Origin of the sequence: Pseudomonas cuatrocienegasensis, assembly GCF_900110925.1 — a bacterium.
GTDB lineage: Bacteria > Pseudomonadota > Gammaproteobacteria > Pseudomonadales > Pseudomonadaceae > Aquipseudomonas > Aquipseudomonas cuatrocienegasensis.
The window spans coordinates 20,067-37,940 of the sequence record NZ_FOFP01000011.1 but is presented as its reverse complement, the minus strand read 5'-3'; the positions used below and the strand labels follow the sequence as shown (position 1 = coordinate 37,940).

General features: G+C 65.6%; 14 protein-coding genes. 11 read left to right on the top strand and 3 right to left on the bottom strand.

The annotated features are described in order from the left end of the window. Nucleotides 1-60: 60 nt before the first annotated feature. From BMW49_RS15500 to BMW49_RS15485, 4 genes are all read left to right on the top strand, one after another. Entirely contained in the window at nucleotides 61-672 is a 612-nt protein-coding gene (locus BMW49_RS15500; protein ID WP_069521050.1) for a heme acquisition protein HasA, read from the top strand. Nucleotides 673-835: 163 nt separating this feature from the next. Next, on the top strand, nucleotides 836-2,611 hold the full coding sequence (locus tag BMW49_RS15495) for a type I secretion system permease/ATPase (protein WP_069521052.1): 1,776 nt from the start codon (nucleotides 836-838) through the stop codon (nucleotides 2,609-2,611). Beyond that, nucleotides 2,608-3,924 carry an HlyD family type I secretion periplasmic adaptor subunit gene (locus BMW49_RS15490; RefSeq protein ID WP_069521054.1) on the top strand — a complete coding sequence of 439 codons (1,317 nt, stop codon included), beginning with the start codon at nucleotides 2,608-2,610 and terminating at the stop codon, nucleotides 3,922-3,924. Before BMW49_RS15495 ends, BMW49_RS15490 begins: the two co-directional genes overlap by 4 nt. Before the next feature lie 2 nt (nucleotides 3,925-3,926). Next, a complete protein-coding gene (locus BMW49_RS15485; protein WP_371850892.1) occupies nucleotides 3,927-5,246 on the top strand; it encodes a TolC family outer membrane protein in 1,320 nt (439 codons plus the stop codon). Nucleotides 5,247-5,311: 65 nt separating this feature from the next. Here BMW49_RS15485 and BMW49_RS15480 read toward each other — a convergent pair whose 3' ends face one another. The 3 genes from BMW49_RS15480 to BMW49_RS15470 all read right to left on the bottom strand — a co-directional run bounded on the left by BMW49_RS15480 (nucleotide 5,312) and on the right by BMW49_RS15470 (nucleotide 9,543). Beyond that, nucleotides 5,312-7,903, bottom strand: coding sequence for a TonB-dependent receptor (locus BMW49_RS15480; RefSeq protein WP_069521056.1), 2,592 nt, complete (start codon nucleotides 7,901-7,903; stop codon nucleotides 5,312-5,314). A gap of 105 nt (nucleotides 7,904-8,008) precedes the next feature. Then, nucleotides 8,009-8,959 carry a FecR family protein gene (locus BMW49_RS15475; protein WP_069521058.1) on the bottom strand — a complete coding sequence of 317 codons (951 nt, stop codon included), beginning with the start codon at nucleotides 8,957-8,959 and terminating at the stop codon, nucleotides 8,009-8,011. A gap of 62 nt (nucleotides 8,960-9,021) precedes the next feature. Continuing rightward, entirely contained in the window at nucleotides 9,022-9,543 is a 522-nt protein-coding gene (locus BMW49_RS15470) for an RNA polymerase sigma factor (protein ID WP_069521109.1), read from the bottom strand. A 240-nt stretch (nucleotides 9,544-9,783) separates the two neighbouring features. Here BMW49_RS15470 and BMW49_RS15465 point away from each other — a divergent pair, with 240 nt between their 5' ends. The 7 genes from BMW49_RS15465 to BMW49_RS15435 all read left to right on the top strand — a co-directional run bounded on the left by BMW49_RS15465 (nucleotide 9,784) and on the right by BMW49_RS15435 (nucleotide 17,841). Continuing rightward, the gene (locus BMW49_RS15465) at nucleotides 9,784-10,374 is read left to right on the top strand and encodes a biliverdin-producing heme oxygenase (RefSeq protein WP_069521111.1); all 591 of its coding nucleotides are present in this window, start codon (nucleotides 9,784-9,786) and stop codon (nucleotides 10,372-10,374) included. Next, on the top strand, nucleotides 10,367-10,771 hold the full coding sequence (locus tag BMW49_RS15460; RefSeq protein WP_069521060.1) for a YbaN family protein: 405 nt from the start codon (nucleotides 10,367-10,369) through the stop codon (nucleotides 10,769-10,771). The genes BMW49_RS15465 and BMW49_RS15460 overlap by 8 nt, the downstream gene beginning before the upstream one ends. A 218-nt stretch (nucleotides 10,772-10,989) precedes the next feature. Further along, the gene (locus BMW49_RS15455) at nucleotides 10,990-13,065 is read left to right on the top strand and encodes a TonB-dependent receptor (protein WP_069521063.1); all 2,076 of its coding nucleotides are present in this window, start codon (nucleotides 10,990-10,992) and stop codon (nucleotides 13,063-13,065) included. A gap of 123 nt (nucleotides 13,066-13,188) precedes the next feature. Continuing rightward, nucleotides 13,189-14,718, top strand: coding sequence for an ABC transporter substrate-binding protein (locus BMW49_RS15450; RefSeq protein WP_244168355.1), 1,530 nt, complete (start codon nucleotides 13,189-13,191; stop codon nucleotides 14,716-14,718). Continuing rightward, a complete protein-coding gene (locus BMW49_RS15445) occupies nucleotides 14,706-15,644 on the top strand; it encodes an ABC transporter permease (protein WP_069521064.1) in 939 nt (312 codons plus the stop codon). The genes BMW49_RS15450 and BMW49_RS15445 overlap by 13 nt, the downstream gene beginning before the upstream one ends. Next, a complete protein-coding gene (locus BMW49_RS15440; protein WP_069521067.1) occupies nucleotides 15,644-16,441 on the top strand; it encodes an ABC transporter permease in 798 nt (265 codons plus the stop codon). Before BMW49_RS15445 ends, BMW49_RS15440 begins: the two co-directional genes overlap by 1 nt. After that, nucleotides 16,438-17,841, top strand: a complete 1,404-nt coding sequence (locus BMW49_RS15435; protein WP_069521068.1) for an ABC transporter ATP-binding protein — start codon at nucleotides 16,438-16,440, stop codon at nucleotides 17,839-17,841. The genes BMW49_RS15440 and BMW49_RS15435 overlap by 4 nt, the downstream gene beginning before the upstream one ends. Nucleotides 17,842-17,874 lie beyond the last annotated feature (33 nt).

Genomic DNA, 17,874 nt, shown 5'->3' with positions numbered 1-17,874 from the left:
GCAAAACCGCAGTTTGGAATTACTGCGGCAATCATGTGAAACCTTCGTTGGAGAAATAACATGAGTCTTTCCATTACCTACAGCGCTACCTACAGCAATTGGAGCATTAGCGATTACCTGGCCGATTGGACCGGTTACTTCGGTGATGCAGACCACCGCGTTGGAGAGGTCGAGGATGGCGTCAACACCGGCGGCTTCTATCCGGGTTCTCTCAGCGGCACACAATATGCGCTGACCAGCCCGAACAGCGACGCGGGCTTCATTGCGCAGGGCGATTTGGCCTACACGCTATTCAATAGTCCGGCTCATACGCTTTATGGCGAGTTGGATAGCGTTTCTCTGGGAGCTGACCTTGTATCGACTGGCTCCGGTTTCGATTTCGCACCGAGCGGCTGGGAAGTCAGCTTCAGTGGCCTCGACCTCTCCACTGACGTTAATGATCTGACGACCTCTGATCGCGGCATCGTCCACGATGTGATCTACGGCCTGATGTCCGGCGATGCCACGGCGCTGGAAGGCGTGCTCAACGACCTGCTGGACGCCTACGGCGTGTCCACCGACGACACCTTCGACGCAGTCGCCGCCGCCCTGGCGGCTGGTCCGCTGAGCACGGGTTCTGCCGAACTGATCGGCGTGCCGGAACTGGCCGAGGACCTGGCCCTGGCGGCCTGACGCTCGCGCAATGAAAAAAGGCGGCGGGAAATTGCTTTCCCGGCCGCCCGCTACAACCGTCGTGGTGCTGGCCTGAATAACTCGCGCCACGACGGCCTCGAATTCTCCGAGGCAACGCCCAGCGCGTCAATCGCGCTCGGCGTTGCTCACAGGTCAGGATGGCATGAGCCGATCTTCCGTTTCTCCCGGCAACGAGATACTCGCGGCCCTGGGCACCTGTCGCCGCGGCTTCGTCAGCGTCGGCGTCTTCAGCGCGGTGATCAACCTGCTGATGCTGGCCCCAGCGCTGTACATGCTGCAGGTCTACGACCGCGTGCTGGCCTCGGGCAACCACATGACCCTGGCCATGCTGACGCTGATGGTGCTTGGCCTCTACGCCTTTATGGGCCTGCTTGAGTGGGTGCGCAGCCTGGTGGTGATTCGCCTCGGCGCGCAGATCGACCAGCGCCTGGGCGCGCGGGTTTACGACGCAACCTTCGAGGCCAGCCTGCGGCTCGGGCGCGGTACCAGCGCCCAGCCGCTGAGCGACCTGACCAGCCTGCGCCAGTTCGCCACCGGCAGTGCCTTGTTCGCCCTGTTCGATGCGCCCTGGTTCCCGCTCTACCTGGCCGTGCTGTTCCTCTTTCACCCCTGGCTCGGTTGGTTGGCGCTAGGTGGCGCGGCGTTGCTGCTCAGCCTCACTTGGCTCAACCAGTGGCAGACCCGCGCGCCGCTGGCCGAGGCCGGGCAACTGGCGATCCAGGCGACCCAGGCAGCCGCTGCGCACCTGCGTAACGCCGAGGTCATCGAGGCGATGGGCCTGCTGGCGCGCTTGCGTCAGCGCTGGCAGCACGAGCACGGGCGCTTTCTGCAGCTGCAAAGCCGCGCCAGTGAGCAGGGCGCGGCGTTCGGCGCCGCGTCGAAGATCGTGCGCCTGGCGCTGCAGTCCCTGGTGCTCGGGCTCGGCGCGTTGCTGGCGGTGGACGGGCAGATCACCCCGGGGATGATGATCGCCGGCTCCATCCTCAGCGGCCGGGTGCTTGGCCCGCTGGATCAGTTGATCGGCGCGTGGAAGCAGTGGAGCGGCGCGCAGCAGGCCTATCAACGGTTGAGCGATCTGCTCCAGGCCCAGCCACCGCAAACCAACGGCATGGCCCTGCCGGCGCCACGGGGTGGCCTGCGCGTTGAGCAGTTATCGGCCTGCGCGCCGGGGAGTCGCACGCCGGTGCTGGCCGGAGTCAGCTTCACCCTGGAGCCCGGCCAGCGCCTGGTGGTGCTCGGCCCGTCCGGTTGCGGCAAGTCCAGCCTGGCGCGCCTGCTGGTGGCGGCGCAGGCACCGCTGGCCGGCAAGGTGCGCCTGGACGGTGCCGACCTGCAGCAGTGGGACAAGGACGCGCTCGGTCCGCACCTCGGCTACCTGCCGCAGGACGTGCAACTGTTCGCCGGCAGCATCGCCGAGAACATCGCCCGCTTCGCCGAGGTGGAGGCGGACAAGGTGGTAACAGCGGCGCAGATGGCCGGCGTCCACGAGCTGATCCTGCGTTTGCCGCAGGGTTACGACACGCGCCTGGGCGAGGGCGGCGCCGGGCTGTCCGGCGGGCAGAAACAACGTATTGGCCTGGCCCGCGCGGTCTACGGCCTGCCGGCGCTGATCGTGCTCGACGAACCCGATGCCAACCTCGACGAAGCCGGTGAACAGGCCCTGCTCGCCGCCCTCGAGCGCCTGCGCGAACAGGGTCGAACGCTGGTGCTGGTGAGCCACCGGCCAGCGCTGCTCAAGAGCGCCGATCAGTTGCTGGTGCTGCGTGGCGGGCAGATGCAGGCCTTCGGCCCGGCTGCTCGGGTGTTGCAGGAGTTGCAGCAGGCCGCGCGCCCGGCTGCGCCTGCGGTGACCTCCGTGCGTGGCGTCACGCCGAGTTTCAGCATGAGCTACGGCGCCACGCCGGGAGGTCAGCGATGAGTGCGCCAGCCCAGGTCTACCCGCTGCCGACCGCCGATGCGCGCAGCCCGGCCCGGCTTGGCTGGTGGTTGCTGCTCGGCGGGTTTGGCGGTTTTCTCCTGTGGGCCGCGCTGGCGCCGCTGGATAAGGGCGTGCCGGTGTCCGCCACGGTGATGGTCAGCGGCAATCGTCAGGCCGTGCAGCACCCCACTGGCGGCAGGGTGCTGCGCATCCTGGCTCGCGATGGCGAGCGGGTCAGTGCCGGGCAAGCCTTGCTCGAGTTGGACGGCGAGGCGCTGGCGGCCCAGGCCGATGCCCTGCGCGCGCAACTGATCGGCAGCCGCGCCAGCGAAGCGCGACTGGCGGCCGAGCGCGACGCTGCCGAGGCCATCGATTTCCACCCCTGGCTGCTGCAGCGCCCGGACGATCCGCTGGTGGTCGCCAGCCTGGAGCTGCAGCGCCAGCTGTTCGCCAGCCGGCGCCAGTCCCTGGCCCTGGAGCTCGACGGCCTGGCCCAGACCCTGGCCGGCAGCGAGGCCCAGTTGGGTGGGCTGCAGGCGCTGCGCAACAGCAAGCAGGCGCAACTGCGCGTGCTCGACGAGCAATTGGTTGGTCTGCGCGAACTGGCGGCTGACAACTACATTCCGCGCAATCGCCTGCTCGATATCGAGCGCCAGCGCGTCGAGCTGAGCGGCCTGCTGGCCGATGATTTTGCCCGCATCGGCCAGTTGCAGCGGCAGATCGCCGAGCTGCGTTTGCGTGCCGGGCAGCGCCGCGCGGCGTTCCAGGAGCAGGTACGCAGCCAGTTGGCCGAGGCGCAGATCCGCAGTGAGGAGTTGCATCATCGGCTGCTCGGCGTCGAGCTTGAGCAGCGCCGCACCCTGCTGCGTGCCCCGGCTGGCGGCCTGGTGGTCGGCCTCAGCGTGTTCACTGAAGGCGGCGTGGTCAGCCCCGGTCAGGCGTTGATGGAGATCGTCCCGGAGGACCAGCCGCTGCTGGTCGAAGGGCGCCTGAGCCCGGCGCTGGTGGACAAGGTGCATCCGGGCCTGGCGGTCGAGCTGCTGTTCAGTGCCTTCGAGCAGAGCAGCACGCCCAGGGTCACGGGTTTGGTCGAGCTGGTGTCGGCCGACCGCCTGCAGGATGAACGCAGCGGCGAGCCGTACTACGCTCTGCGCATTCGCGTCGACGAGGCCGGCACGCGCCAGCTCGCCGGGCTGCGTATCCGCCCGGGAATGCCGGTGGAGGCCTTCGTGCGCACCGGCGAGCGCTCGTTGCTCAATTACCTGTTCAAGCCGCTGCTTGACCGTACTCACCTGGCCATGGCGGAGGAATAAGGGTGCGCCTGATCTGTCTTGGCCTGCTGCTGTGCCTCGCCCTGCCGGTGCAGGCCCTTGGCCTGCTCGACGCCTATGCCCTGGCGCTGCGCAACGACCCGAGCTTTCAGGCGGCCATCGCCGAGCGCGATGCCGGGTTGGAAAACCAGGCGATCGGGCGTGCTGCCCTGCTGCCGCGGCTGTCGTGGAGCTACAACAACCAGCGCAACGACTCCGACGTGACGGCCGGTGATCAGCGCGTCGAGCGCGACTACCGCAGCTACGCCTCGGTGCTCAGCCTGCAGCAGCCGCTGTTCGACTACGCCGCCTGGGCTGACTACCGCCAGGGCGTGGCCCGCGCTCTGCTGGCCGATGAACGTTTTCGTGCACGCAGTCAGGAACTCGCGGTGCGCCTGTTCGAGGCCTACAGCCAGGCGCTGTTGGCCGACGAACACATCGCCCTGGCCCGCGCCCAGCGCCGCGCCCTGGGCGAACGCCTGCGCCTCAACCAGCGCCTGCTGGCGGCAGGCGAGGGCACCCGTACCGATGAGCTGGAAACCGAGGCGCGCCTGGCCTTGGCCGAGGCCGAGCTGATCCAGGCCGAGGATGATCTGGACATCGCCCTGCGCGCCCTGGAGGCCATCGTCGGCGAGCCGCTGGATCGCCGCGATCTGCTGCCACTGCTTGCCGACTTGCCGGTCCAACCGCCACAACCGGCGCGATTCGAGGCTTGGCGCGCCCTGGCCGTCGCCAATAACCCCGAACTGGCGGCCCAGCGTCAGGCTGTCGAGGCGGCCGCCTACACAGTGGAGAAACAGCGTGCCGGCCACCTGCCGAGCCTCAGCCTGGTGGCCAGCCGGCGGCTGACCAGCTCCGACTCGGAAAGCAGCTACAACCAGCAGTACGACACCGACAGCATCGGCATCCAGCTCAGCGTGCCGCTGTTTGCCGGCGGCGGGGTCTCCGCTGCCCGGCGTCAGGCCACGGCGGCCCATGTTCAGGCCGGCTTCGAGCTGGACGCGCAAACCGCCGAGACCCTCACGCGGCTGCGCCAACAGTTCAACCTCTGCGCCAGTGCCCATGCGCGGGTGCGTGCCTACCGCCTGGCGGTGACCGCCGCCGAGACGCTGGTGACCGCCACACGCAAAAGCGTGAGCGGTGGCGAGCGGGTCAACCTCGATGTGCTTGATGCCGAGCAGCAGCTGTATGGCGCGCGTCGCGACCTGGCCGAGGCGCGCCACGGCTACTTGCGCGCCTGGCTGCAGTTACGTTTTCTGGCGGGTCTGTTGGGCGAGGAGGATCTGTTGCGTCTGGCGGGGTATTTCGTCACGACGCGGGGCTAGCGTGCGCTGTGCGTACTTGCCGTTGATGGCTGGAAGCGGCTGTTGCAGCCGCTTCCAGGTGGGACTCAGATGTCCCAGACCAGGTTGATGGAGAAGTTGCGGCCTGGCTGGCTCAGGCGGTCGAGGTTGGCCGGTGCAGTAACCGTCGCCTCGCCGATCAGCGTATCGGTGAAGGTGTTGTAGAAGCCGGTACCGGAGGCATAGCCACGCACGTCGTCCCACAGCCAGTACTTCTTGTCGGTAAGGTTATACAGGCCGGCGTTGAGGGTCAGATCGTCAGTCAACTTGTAGTAGCCGGTCAGGTCGATGATGCCGAAGCCAGGTGTGCGGTAGCCGCTGGTGGTGCCATCGACGGTCAGGGTCTTGCTGTCATCCACGCGGGTTTTACGTTTTACCAGGGTCCAGCTCAACTGGCTGCCGTAGCGCTCCTGTTCGTAACCCAGACCGAACACGCCGGTCAGCGGGCTGATGCTGCCCAGCGGTTCGCCGCTGTCATCGTCGCGCCCACGGGCGTAGGCGATCGAGCCTTGAGCATAGATACCCGGCAGTGCGCCGAAGCTGTCCAGGTTCAGGCGGCCTTTGGCTTCTACGCCGCGAATGCTGGCGCGTCCGATATTTCTGTTCTGGTAGATGGTCATGCCGGCGCTGCTGCCCACGGCTTCGTTATCGAGGAAGTCCTTGTAGCGGTTGTAGAACACCGCCACGTCGAAACTGCCTGCCTCGAAGTTGCCGCGCAAACCAGTCTCCAGGCCGCGACTGGTTTCCGGGTCGAGGTTCGGGTTGGGTTCCTGGATATAGCGCAGGGTAGTGTTTTGGAAGCGGCCATACATGTCCTTGGCCATGGGCGTGCGAAAGCCCTCGGCGTACTGGCCGAACCAGGTGTAGTGCTCGTCGAACGCATAGGTGACACCGAGCTTGGGCGAGACGCGTTGCCAGGTCTTGCTGCTGTCGCCGGGATTGAAGGCGCTGTTGCCCAGGCTGACCAGGTATTCGTCAGTCATCTCTGGGTTGAGACGCGTGCGGTCATAGCGCAGGCCGGGCAGAAAGGTCCATTGGTTCCAGCGGATTTCGTCCTGCAGGAATAGGCCGTAGACGTCGACGGTCGGGTCGGGGAAGTCACTCTGCGTGACCAGACCGTCGGCCACCTGGCAGACACCTGAGTTGGCCACGCAGGCACCGCTGCGCAGACCGGTGACGTTCTGCCGCTTGATGTTGAAGCCATAGGTCAGCAGGTGGTCGGTTTCGCCGATGGCGAAGGCCTTATCCAACTGCAGGTCGAGCACCCATTGGCGATCCTTGTAGTCGGTGTCGCGGTAGCGGATGACATTGCGGGTGCCGGTAACGTAGTTCTCCTGGGTGCTCTGGTCGGTCTTGGCCAACTGGTAGTTCAGGCTCCACTTCAGGTTGTCGGCCAGCAGGTTGCCCAGCGCCAGGCTGTGCTCCAGGCCGAAACGCTCGCGGGTGATGGTGTCGTTGCCGCTGCGGCCGCGGACGAGGTTTTGCGCACCCCCCACGGCCTGGGTGTTGAATGGCCCGCCAACTGCACTGAGCTGGTTGGTGTCGCGATCGTCCTTGTACTTCTCGTAGGTCAGTTGCAGGCGGTCACTGTCGTTGTAGTTCCAGCCCAGTTTGGCCAGGACATTGCTGGTGCGTGCGTCTTCCGGGTTGGCCGCGGTACGGTTCAGGCCAGTGCCGCCGTGGGTGCCGTAGGACTCGGTTTCGTGGCCATTGCGTTGCGACAGGTGCAGCAGGGCATCGACATTCTGGTAACGGCCCGCGACGGTGGCGGAATTCAGCCAGCTTTCGTCGACCGAACTGTAGCCGGTCTTCAGGCGGGCGCCGGCGTCGCGACCTTCCTTGATGATGTCGCTGGCGTCGAGGGTGAAGTAGCTGACCGCGCCGCCGATGGCGTTGCTGCCGTACAGTGCCGAGGCGGGGCCGCGGAGGATTTCCACGCGCTTGACGATCTCCGGATCGACGTAGTTACGGTGGGTATTGGCGTACGGGCCGGCATAGAAGCTGGCAGGTATTTCGACGCCGTCGACCTGGGTCAGGATGCGGTCACCATCGATACCACGGATGTTGTAGCCAGTGATGCCGGCGCGTTGGCCTGCGCCGCCTACGGAAACGCCCGGCTCGTTACGTACCAGATCCTTGATGCTGTTGACGTTCTGCTGGTCGAGTTGCTGACGGCCGAGCACGCTGACCGTACTCGGTACCTCATCGACCCGCTGCTCATGGCGAGTGGCGGTGACCGTCATCGGCTGCAAGGCGAGCGATTGCGCGGGGTTTTTGACCAGCACCACGCTGCGTTCCCCAACGCTGCGGTAGCTCAAACCGGTGCCTTCGAGCAGGCGCGCCAGGGCCAGCTCCGGCGATTGGCGGCCACTGGTTCCCGGTGAGTCGATGCCGTCGGCCAATTGTGCCGGCAGGCCTATCTGCCACCCCGTGACGTCGCTGAATGCGTTCAGCGCCGAGACCAGTGGCTGGCGCTCGATGGCGAAGCTGTAACCGCCCTGGCTCTGCTGCTGTGCCGCCGGCGCTAGCTCGGCAGCATGGGCCAGCGGCAGGCTGGCGCAGGCGATGGAGAGTGCCAGCAGCGACAGGCTGGCGGTGGACAGTCGCGGGAAATGCGGGCGCCTGGTGTGAAGGGGCATCGTTGTGCTCTCTGCGGGTGTCGTCGGAAGGTCAGTTAATGCGAATTGTTTGCATTGTTCTGACGGGACGAACGACGCCCTCATGGAGCGTAAAAATTCTTTTTCTCAGTTGAGAATCAGCAGCGATGGGTACTCTTGAAGCTGCGCCGAGGTCACCTGGGCCAGCGAGCGCATGATGGTGGCCGGCTCACTCAGGCGGTAGTTGCCGGTAATGCGCAGGTCGTTCAGACGGGCATTGCGGTTGATGATCCAGCCGGGGTAGTAGCGGCGTAGTTCATCCAGCACTTCGTGCAAAGGGCGGTTATCGAAGATCAGGCGGCCCTGAACCCACGCGAGCTGATTGGCTGTGGCACCGTGGATGTGCTTGCCGACACCGTCAGGGCCGACGCGAATGCTGTCGCCGCTTGCCAGGTAGATGCGCGTGTCGTTGCCGCGGGCATGCACCTCAATCTCGCCGCGTTCGACGCTGACTTCGGCGGTATCGTCGAGGTAGCGCACGGAGAACGCGGTGCCGCGTACCGAAATGCGGACGGGGCCGGCATTGACCTGGAAGGGGCGACTGCTGTCCTTGGCGACATCGAAATAAGCTTCGCCTCTGAGCAGCTGCGTGACGCGCTGACTCGCGTCGATCTGGCTGGAGAACGCGCTGCCAGTGTTGAGCAGTACGTGCGAGCCATCGGCCAGATCCAGGCTCTGGCGCTGGCCGACGGCAGTGACATGATCGGCGCGCAGGCGCAGCAGCAGATCGCTTTGCAGGGTGATACCGACCACCAGCAGCAGCGAGGCGGCGATCGCCAGCGTTCTTCCGATGCGCCGCGAGCGCCTGGGCGTCGGTTGCCTGCGCTGCTCCAGGCGCGCCGCGGCCGTCAGCAGTGTGGGCGATTGCCAGCAGTGCTGTGCACGTTCGAACGCCTCGGCATTGGCAGGGGAGGCGGCCAGCCATTCGGCGAAGCGCGCCCGGCAATCATCGTCCGCATGTTCCAGCAGAAGCAGCCAGTCCAGCGCCTGGCTCAGCGATGTGTCGCTGTCGTTGGGGGTTCCCTGCTGCTGGTGCATCGGGCTGTTCTCGAAACCGGGGGGCGATATTCTGGCCGAAGGTGTGGGTGAGCGATAGTCGCTCATGTCGGAGGCGCTAGGCGCTCGAGCAGGGTCATGCACAGGGTCATGATCAGTTTGAGTTCTTTCTGCACCGTGCTGGCTGAAACACCGAGCTCTGCAGCGATCTCTGCATAACCCTGGCCGTGCAGACGGCTGAGGATGAAGATGCGCTGCTGGCGTTCGCTCAACTGCTCCAGTGCGTTGCCCAGTCGTTGCAGCAGACGTTCGGCATGCAGGCTGTCTTCGCTGGATGAACCCGGAGCGGGCACGGCCTGCATGATGGCGTCCGGCACGTCATCGAGCATGGTTCGCGACTGCATGCGCTCGCGGCGCAAGTGATCGAACGCCAGATTACGGCCTGTCTGGAAGAGAAAGGGTTCGAGGTGGTCGACCGGTTTGTCGCGCAGGCTACGGGCTACCCGCAGGTAGGTCTCCTGCACCAGCTCCTCGGCGATGCTGGCGTTCTTCACTATTTTCACCAGCGTGCGCAGCAGCGGGGTGCGCTGGCTGATGAATACGCTGTCTAGATTGGAGATGGTCACGGGCAAGCCTGGTTCGCCGACTACTTCGTGAATAATAATCACTTTTAATAAGGGCGGCTAGCGAGCGAGTGCAGGGAGCCTGCCTTGAGCGCCACATCCCTGTGGTTCGCTTTATTTTTACGGAGCTTGGCAGGTTCGTTCGTCTTTATAAGGCAGTGGCGGTCGAACGTCCTGCGCGCGTCATAGAGCGGTGCAGGGGATGGGCTGCCTTACTTCATGCCAGTCATCAGCGAGCTTTCCATGACCGCCTCTTCGCAACTGTCCCATCCGCTGCGTTCGCAGCGCCTGAACCAGATCACCCACGAGCCGCACAGCCACCTCGACAACCTGGTCAAGAGCCACGATCCGTTCGGCAGCCCGGAGCGGTTTTCCCACTTCGTGGCCGCCCAGTATCTGTTCCAGCGTGACCTGGAAAAACTCTATAACGATCCGCAGCTGATCAAGCTGGTGCCTGATCTGCCGCAACGCTGCCGCGTTGAGCAGGCCGTGCTGGACCTGGCCGATCTGCAGCGCGCGCTGCCTGAGGGCGATGACAGCATCCGCAATAAGGCCATGGGCACCGGCGAGGCGCTGGCCTGGCTGTTCGTTTCCGAGGGCTCCAAGCTGGGCGCCGCCTTCCTGCTCAAACGCATGCCGACACTGGGCCTGAGCGAGACCTTTGGCGCGCGTCACCTGGGCGAACCTGAAGGTGGTCGCGCGCAGGGCTGGAAAGCTTTCACTGCCGTGCTCGATAGCGTCGAACTGGATGCCGAGCAGGAGCGTCTGGCCGATGCCGCGGCGATTGCCGCCTTCGAGCGCTTCACCCAGCATCTGGAGCACTGCTTTGCCTGAAGCAACGCGGGCGCGAGCGGCCTGGCAGCGTTGGCTATGGCTACTGCTGGCCTATGCGAGCATCGGCGTGGCCATGCTGGGCGTGATAGTGCCTGGCCTGCCGACCACCGAGTTCGTTCTGTTGGCGGCCTGGGCCGCCTCGCGCAGCTCGCCCCGTCTGGCCGCCTGGCTGGACAATCACCGCCTGTTCGGCCCGTTGCTGCGCGACTGGCGCAATGGCGGGGTGATCACCCGGCGCAGCAAATGGATGGCCAGCCTGAGCATGTTGCTGGCCCTGAGCATTCTCCTGCTGACGGTCGACCACCTGCCCTCCGTGTTGTTCGCGGCCGCCGGAATGAGCTGCGGGGCGCTGTGGATCTGGTCGCGGCCGGAAAGGCTTGCGAGCTGTTCCGAGTGATAAGCGTGCAGAAATCCAGTCAATGAATGCTGCCGCACCTGCAGGCGCGATTGTGCTGCTGTATGGGGCGATAGCTACAGCAGACGGCTAGTCAATCCTCCTCAGGAGTCGTCATCTTTATTCTGCTAATTGTTACGATATAACATTTGTTATAAGGTGCGCGGCTGCATTCTTCCAAGCCGATGGCCAGCCATCGCGCTTAACTAACAGGAGCCAACATGAAGCCCCACGCCGCCCCTCTAGCCGCCTTTGCCATCGCTGTCTCGGGCAGCGCTTTTGCCGAGAACGCGGGCTCTTCCAGCGTCACCCTGGGCAGTGCCTATATCGTGCCCAAGTCGAGCGGCGCGCTGCCGGTGGAGAATGTGCTGACCTCGGTCGACATCATGGGCAGCGACAAGATCGAGGATAAGACCGTGTCGAACAGCTGGGAGCTGCTGGGGCAGATGCCTGGCATCCAGCTGACCGAGACGCGCATGGGCGCCGAGTCGGGCAAGGTGACCTTCCGGGCCTTCAATGGTGAGGGTTATATCAATGGCATCAAGACCCTGATCGACGGCGTGCCGAGCAACGTCAACAGCGGTAACCAGCGTTTTATCGACATGATTTTCCCGCTGGATATGGAGTACATCGAGGTGGTGCGCGGCACCAACGACCCGCGCTACGGCCTGCACAACATTGGCGGCAACATCAACTTCGTGACGCGCCAGGGCGGCAACTACAAAGATGCCCGGCTGACCTACGGCAGCTTCAATACCCGCGAGTTCCAGCTCGCCGTGGGCCATGAACAAGGCAACTTCGCGCAGAACTACTTCTTCGCCAAGCAGGACTCCGACGGCTTCCGCGACCACAGCGAGTCGGACAAATACTCCCTGGGCGGCAAGTGGTTCGTCACCGACGATGACGAGACGATGAAGCTCGGCCTGGTCGCCCGCCTCTACCACCATGAAGCCGAGGAACCGGGCTTTCAGACGGCCCGGGAGCTGGCGGCCAGCCGCACACAGTCGGCGGAAAAGAACGCCAACGACGGCGATGATCGCGACATGAAGCACCTTAGCGCCCATGCCGATTTCCAGCTCAGCGATGACCTGAGCCTGAGCAACAAGCTGTACTTCAACAGCTACGACGATGACCGCACCGTAACCTTCACCGACAACCCGGTCGGCAACGCGCCGCGCCAGCGTCGCCAGTGGAACGAGCGGCAAACTGGCGTGTTGAGCAACCTGACATGGCGCGCCCACGAGATGCTGACCCTCGACGGCGGCGTCAACTACGAGCAGCAGAACAACGAGTACCGCCGCAGCCGTTACAACTTCGGCATCCCCACCGACTTTGACGCACCGCCGGCGCGTGTGCAGAACGACGACAGTTACACGCTGTACAACACCGGCGCCTACGTGCAGGCGATCATTCAGCCCATCGAGCAGTTGAAGATCATCCCGGCCATGCGCGTGGATAAATTCAGTGGTAACACCAACATATCCAGCACCAACAATGGCGTCACAACAACCGGCAAAGCGTCGCTGCAGGACTATGGCTGGATCGAGCAGCCCAAGCTCAGTGTGGTCTACAGCCTCACTCCGGACATCAACGTCTACGCCAACTGGGGCCGTACCTTTCAGGTGCTCACCGGCTCCACGGCGCCGGCCTACCTTACCGCTGGCCAGGCTACGTACAAGCCGTCGATCAATACCGGCAAGGAGGTGGGCGTGAAGTTCAAACCCTTCGCCGGCTCCGAAGCACGCATCGCCGTGTGGCAGCAGGATGCCACCGATGAAGTGGCCAACATGCCCAGCACCGGCACCACTGTCGGCCTGGGTGAAACCAAGCGGCGCGGCATCGACATGCAGCTCAGCGCGCAGCTGAATGATCAGTGGTCGGTGTGGGGCTCGCATGCCATTCAGGAAGCCAAGGTGGTCAGCGCCTTTACCGCCGGCGGTCAGTCGCTGGCCGGCAAAGAGGTGTTCTCCACCCCGCGTTACATCAGCAACCTCGGGGCTGATTACCAGTTCAACGACGCCTGGCGCTTTGGCTTGCAGGCCCGTGCCCAGGGCGATTACTACATCGATGAGCTGAACGAGCAAGGCAAGTACGGCGGCTTCGCGGTGCTGGATGCCAACGTGCGCTATCAGGTGTCCGCCACCACCAGCCTTGACCTGCAATTGAAGAACCTCACGGACTACGACTATGAGTACGTCTGGTACGACAACTTCTTCTGGCCAGAGGGTGACGAGCAGGCGATGTTCTCGGCAGCGCCTGGGCGCTCCGGCTTTATATCGCTGAACGTGAAACTCTAACGACGCTCCACCGCTCTACGGCGCGGTGTCGCCGACGGCTTGGCGGTCGTCTTTGTGGTCGCTAGGGTGTGGCGCTCGGCGCCCGCCCTGTCTCAACCCAGTCATTTTGTCGATGGAACGCCTGTGAGATTTCTGCTGTTACTGCTGCTGGCGACCATGCTGGCAGCCTGTTCGCCCAACCAGGACCCGCATCAGCTGTCGATCAGCGGTCCGTTCGAATTCACCAGCCAGGACCCGTCGCGCGACGGTTATCTCTACACCCGCTTGCAGGTGGCTGAAACCCTGCTCGAAGTGGACGCCCAGGGCCAGTTGCTGCCCGGCCTGGCAACCGCCTGGTCGCAGTCGGACGGTGGCCGGGTATGGCGCTTTACCCTGCGCGAGGGCGTGCGTTTTCATGACGCTGCGCCGCTGAATGCCGCCGCCGTGGTGCAGGCGTTGCAGGTGGCTCAAGGTAAGCCTGGGGTGCTCGCAGCAGTACCGGTCGAGACCTTCGAGGCCGAGTCTGAGCACAGCCTGGTGGTTCGCCTGAGCCGTCCGTACAACCCGCTCGGCGCGGTGCTGGCGCATTACACCACGGCGATCCTGTCGCCTGCTTCTTACGATGCCGAGGGTCAGATCAGCCGCTTGCAGGGGACCGGGCCTTATCAGGTCGAGCGCTTTGATCCACCGCATCGCCTGGGCGTGGTGCGTTTCGCCGATTACTGGGGCACGCCAGCGACCATCGAGCGCGCCGTCTACCTCACCGGCCACCGCGCCGAAAGCCGCGCGCTGCAGGTGATGGCCGGGCAAACCGATATCGTCTACACCCTCGACCCGGCCAGCCTCGACCTGCTGCGCCGGCGCGACAATGTGCGGGTGCACTCGCACACCATTCCACGGACCATCCAGCTCAAGCTCAATTTGGACGATCCGCTGCTCGCTGAGCACGATACGCGCCTGGCCCTGAGCCTGGCGATTGACCGCAGCGGCCTGGCCAACGGGGTGCTGCGCGTACCCGGCGGCGAGGCCAACCAACTGGTCCCGCCTTCGCTGGGCGACTGGCACCTGAACGACCTGCCGGCGGCCCAGCGCGACCTGTCCCGCGCCCGCGCGCTGCTTGCCGGCCAAGGCTGGCAGGCCGGCGCTGATGGCCTGTTGCAGCGCAACGGCGCGCCCTTTCGCCTGCGCCTGATGACCTACGCCGACCGCCCCGAACTGTTCCAGTTGGCCACCGCGATCCAGGCGCAGTGGCGCGAGCTGGGTGTTGACTTGCAGGTGTCGGTGGTCAACTCCAGCGACATCCCCGCCGGGCACCACAATGGCACCCTGCAGGTGGCGCTGATCGCCCGTAACTACGGCAACATTGCCGACCCGCTGGGCCTGCTGCTGGCCGACTACGGTGATGGCGGCAACGGTGACTGGGGCGCCATGGGCTGGCACAACAGCGAGCTGCCGGCGTTGCTGGTGGCGCAACAGGGCGAGCGCGATGCTGCCCGCTATCACGCGCGGGCTCAGCGTGTGGCGCAGATCCTGGTCGCTGAGCTGCCGTTGATCCCGGTGCTCTATTACACCCAGCAGACCGCCGTATCCGCACGCGTGCGGGGGTTCAGCTTCGACCCCTACGAGCGTAACTACCGCATTGCCGAGATGAGTTTTTCACCATGCTGCAATTGATCCTGCGCCGCCTGTTGCAGGCGGCTTTCGTCACCTGGAGCGTGGGCACCCTGAGCTTCGTGCTGATGCGCCTGCTGCCCGGCGATATGGAATTTCGTATCGCCGCCGGCCGCTACGGCTATGACCACGTCGACCTGGCCGCCGCCGAGGCGGTGCGCGCCGAGCTGGGCCTGGACCGCCCTGGTTGGCAGATCTACCTGCAGTGGCTGGGTGATTTGCTGCGCTTCAACCTGGGTGATTCGCTGGTCAGCGGCCTGCCGGTGAGCCACGAAATCGCCCACCTGCTCGGCCATACCCTGTTGCTGGCCGGCGCGGCAATGCTGATCGCCTTGTTGATCGCCGCGCCTGTCGGCGTCTGGGCGGCGCTGCGCGCCGGTGGCTGGTTCGACCGCCTGAGCCTGCTGGTGTCGGCCCTGCTGCGCGCTCAACCGGTGTTCGTCATCGGCCTGGGCCTGTTGCTGGTGTTCGCCCTGGAGTGGCGCATGCTGCCGGTGGCCGGTTTCGACGGCCCGCGTTATCTAATATTGCCGGCGCTGACCCTGGCCCTGGCGATGGCCGCGGTGTCCAGCCGGGTGGTGCGCCACAGCGCCGCTGAGGTGCTGCGCTCGGCCTACTTCAATTTCGCCCGGGTCAAGGGCCTGAGCCTGCGCCAGGCCTTGCAACGGCATGGCGCGCGCAACGCGGCGCTGCCGGTGGTGGTGTTTCTCGGCATCCAGCTGGCCAGCGTGATCGAGGGGGTGGTGATGATCGAGTCACTGTTCTCCTGGCCGGGGGTCGGCCATGGCCTGGCCCATGCCGTATTCAACCGTGATGTACCGATGATCCAGGGCGCTGCCATGGCCCTGGGGCTGCTGTTCGTGGCCCTCAACCTGCTGGTCGACCTGGCCTGCCACCTGATCGATCCCCGTCAGCGGAGCGCCCACTGATGCCGCGTCTATTCGCCTCCCTGTCCACCAGCCAGCGCGTCGGCGCCGGCCTGCTCGCCCTGCTGGTGCTGTTCGCCGTACTCGAAGGCTTGCTCGGGCGCACCGACCCTGCCCTGCAGAATCTGGCCCAGCGCTTTGCCACGCCGAGCCTGGCCGAACCCCTGGGCACTGATCCCTTCGGCCGCAGCATGCTGGCGCGCATGGGCGCCGCGTTACGCCTGTCGCTGAGCCTGAGCCTGGTCTGCGTGCTGACCTCGGCGCTGATCGGCGTCGCCCTCGGCATCGCCGCGGGCTGGCGCCAGGGCTGGGTCGACCGTGCGCTGTCGTTCGTCCTCAATGTGGTGCTGGCCCTGCCCGGCCTGGTGCTGATCCTGCTGGTCGCAGGTTTGGCGCCGGGCTCGCTGCTGGCGCTGTACGTGGCCATCTCGCTGGTGCTGTGGGTGGAGTATTTCCGCGTGGTGCGGGCGATCACCCGGCAGGCGGTGGCGTCGCAGCCGATGCAGGCCTCGCGCATGCTCGGCTTCGGCTGGCGTTACTGTTTGCGTCGGCATGTCTGGCCGGCCCTGGTCGGGCCGGTGGCGACCCTCGCCGCGTTTGGCGCCGCCGGTTCGATCATGGCCCTGGCGGCCCTCGGTTTCGTTGCCGTTGGCCTGCGCCCACCGACTGCCGAGCTGGGCCTGATGATGGTCGAGCTGTTCCCCTATTACAGCGACGCCCCCTGGGTGCTCGCGCAGCCTGTGCTGGCGGTTTTTCTGCTGGTGCTGGGCCTCAACTTGCTGGCGGGTAAACGCGCATGACCATTCTGTTGCGCATCGAAGCGCTGAGCGTCCAGGCCGACGGCAAGACCTTGCTGGAGCCCTTGAGTCTGAATCTGGCGGCCGGTGAATGCCTGACCATTCTCGGTGAAACCGGTGCCGGCAAGAGCCTGCTGATGCACGCCATCATGGGTACCCTGCCGCCGCCGCTGACCGCCAGCGGACGCATCCTGCTTGGCGACACCGACCTTGCCAGCCTCGAGCGCAGTGCCCGCGAACGGCTCTGGGGCCAGCAACTGGCGATGTTGCCCCAGGAGCCCTGGCATTCCCTGGACCCGCTGATGCCGGCGCTGCAGCAGGTGGCCGAGGTGCATGAGTGCGTGCACGGCCAGGCGCCTGAGCAGGCTCAGCAAACCGCCACCCAGGCGCTGACCGGCGTAGGCCTGGAGGCGGCCGCGGCGCGCCTGCCGGGTCAGCTGTCTGGAGGCATGGCCCAGCGCTTGGCGTTTTGCGCCGCCACGGCGGCGGGCGCGCCTATTCTGCTTGCCGATGAGCCGACCAAGGGCCTGGATGCCAGCCGCCGCGATCAGGTCGCCACGTTGCTGCGCCAGCATGCGCAGCAGGGCGCGCTGTTGACCATCACCCACGATGTGGAAGTGGCCCGGCAACTGGGCGGCACGCTGCTGGTGATGCGCGCCGGGCACCTGCTGGAGTCGGGCGACGCCCAGGCGATTCTGGCTGCGCCGCAGCATGACTACACACGGGCGCTGATTGCCGCTGACCCGCGCCACTGGCCTGCGCCCCTGGTCGCCGCCGTGACTGGCGCGCCAGCCAGCGAGCCGGTGCTGGAGGCGCGCGGTCTGCGCCTTAAACGCGGCGGCCGGCAACTGTTCGAGGGCCTGGACCTGCGTATCGAACCGGGCGAAATCCTCGGTATCGCCGGCGACAGTGGCTGCGGCAAGAGCAGCCTGGGTGATCTGCTGCTCGGCCTGTTGCCGGCCGATGCCGGGGTGGTGACGCGGCGCCCAGGGGTGGCCGCGCACCGCTACCTCAAGCTCTATCAGGACCCGCCGGCAGCCTTCGCCGCCGGGGTGCCGCTGCGCCGGCTGTTTGATGATGTGCTGCGCCTGCACCGCCTTGATCCGGCCAAGTTGCCGCCGCTGCTGGAGCGCCTGCGCCTGCGCCCGGAACTGCTGGCGCGGCCAGCGACCGAAGTCTCCGGCGGCGAGCTGCAGCGCCTGGCGATTGCCCGCGCGCTGCTGCTCGATCCACTGCTGCTGTTCGCCGACGAGCCGGTGTCACGCCTGGACCCGATCACCGCCCGTGAAGTTACCGAACTGCTGGTACAGAGCGCCCGTGAGCGCGGCTGTGCGCTGTTGCTGGTGAGCCACGATGCCGAAGCCCTGGCGCGGGCCTGCGACCGGCATATTCGCTTGGGTTAACTCGATCCAACGAAACCATCGGCGGGCTGTAGG

What these genes read in the sequence shown, in the direction of transcription:
- BMW49_RS15475 (WP_069521058.1), bottom strand. Translation starts at nt 8,959, where the DNA reads ATGCACCAGCAGCAGGGAACCCCCAACGACAGCGACACATCGCTGAGC.
- BMW49_RS15455 (WP_069521063.1), top strand. Translation starts at nt 10,990, where the DNA reads ATGAAGCCCCACGCCGCCCCTCTAGCCGCCTTTGCCATCGCTGTCTCG.
- BMW49_RS15495 (WP_069521052.1), top strand. Translation starts at nt 836, where the DNA reads ATGAGCCGATCTTCCGTTTCTCCCGGCAACGAGATACTCGCGGCCCTG.
- BMW49_RS15445 (WP_069521064.1), top strand. Translation starts at nt 14,706, where the DNA reads ATGCTGCAATTGATCCTGCGCCGCCTGTTGCAGGCGGCTTTCGTCACC.
- BMW49_RS15465 (WP_069521111.1), top strand. Translation starts at nt 9,784, where the DNA reads ATGACCGCCTCTTCGCAACTGTCCCATCCGCTGCGTTCGCAGCGCCTG.
- BMW49_RS15480 (WP_069521056.1), bottom strand. Translation starts at nt 7,903, where the DNA reads ATGCCCCTTCACACCAGGCGCCCGCATTTCCCGCGACTGTCCACCGCC.
- BMW49_RS15435 (WP_069521068.1), top strand. Translation starts at nt 16,438, where the DNA reads ATGACCATTCTGTTGCGCATCGAAGCGCTGAGCGTCCAGGCCGACGGC.
- BMW49_RS15500 (WP_069521050.1), top strand. Translation starts at nt 61, where the DNA reads ATGAGTCTTTCCATTACCTACAGCGCTACCTACAGCAATTGGAGCATT.
- BMW49_RS15490 (WP_069521054.1), top strand. Translation starts at nt 2,608, where the DNA reads ATGAGTGCGCCAGCCCAGGTCTACCCGCTGCCGACCGCCGATGCGCGC.
- BMW49_RS15440 (WP_069521067.1), top strand. Translation starts at nt 15,644, where the DNA reads ATGCCGCGTCTATTCGCCTCCCTGTCCACCAGCCAGCGCGTCGGCGCC.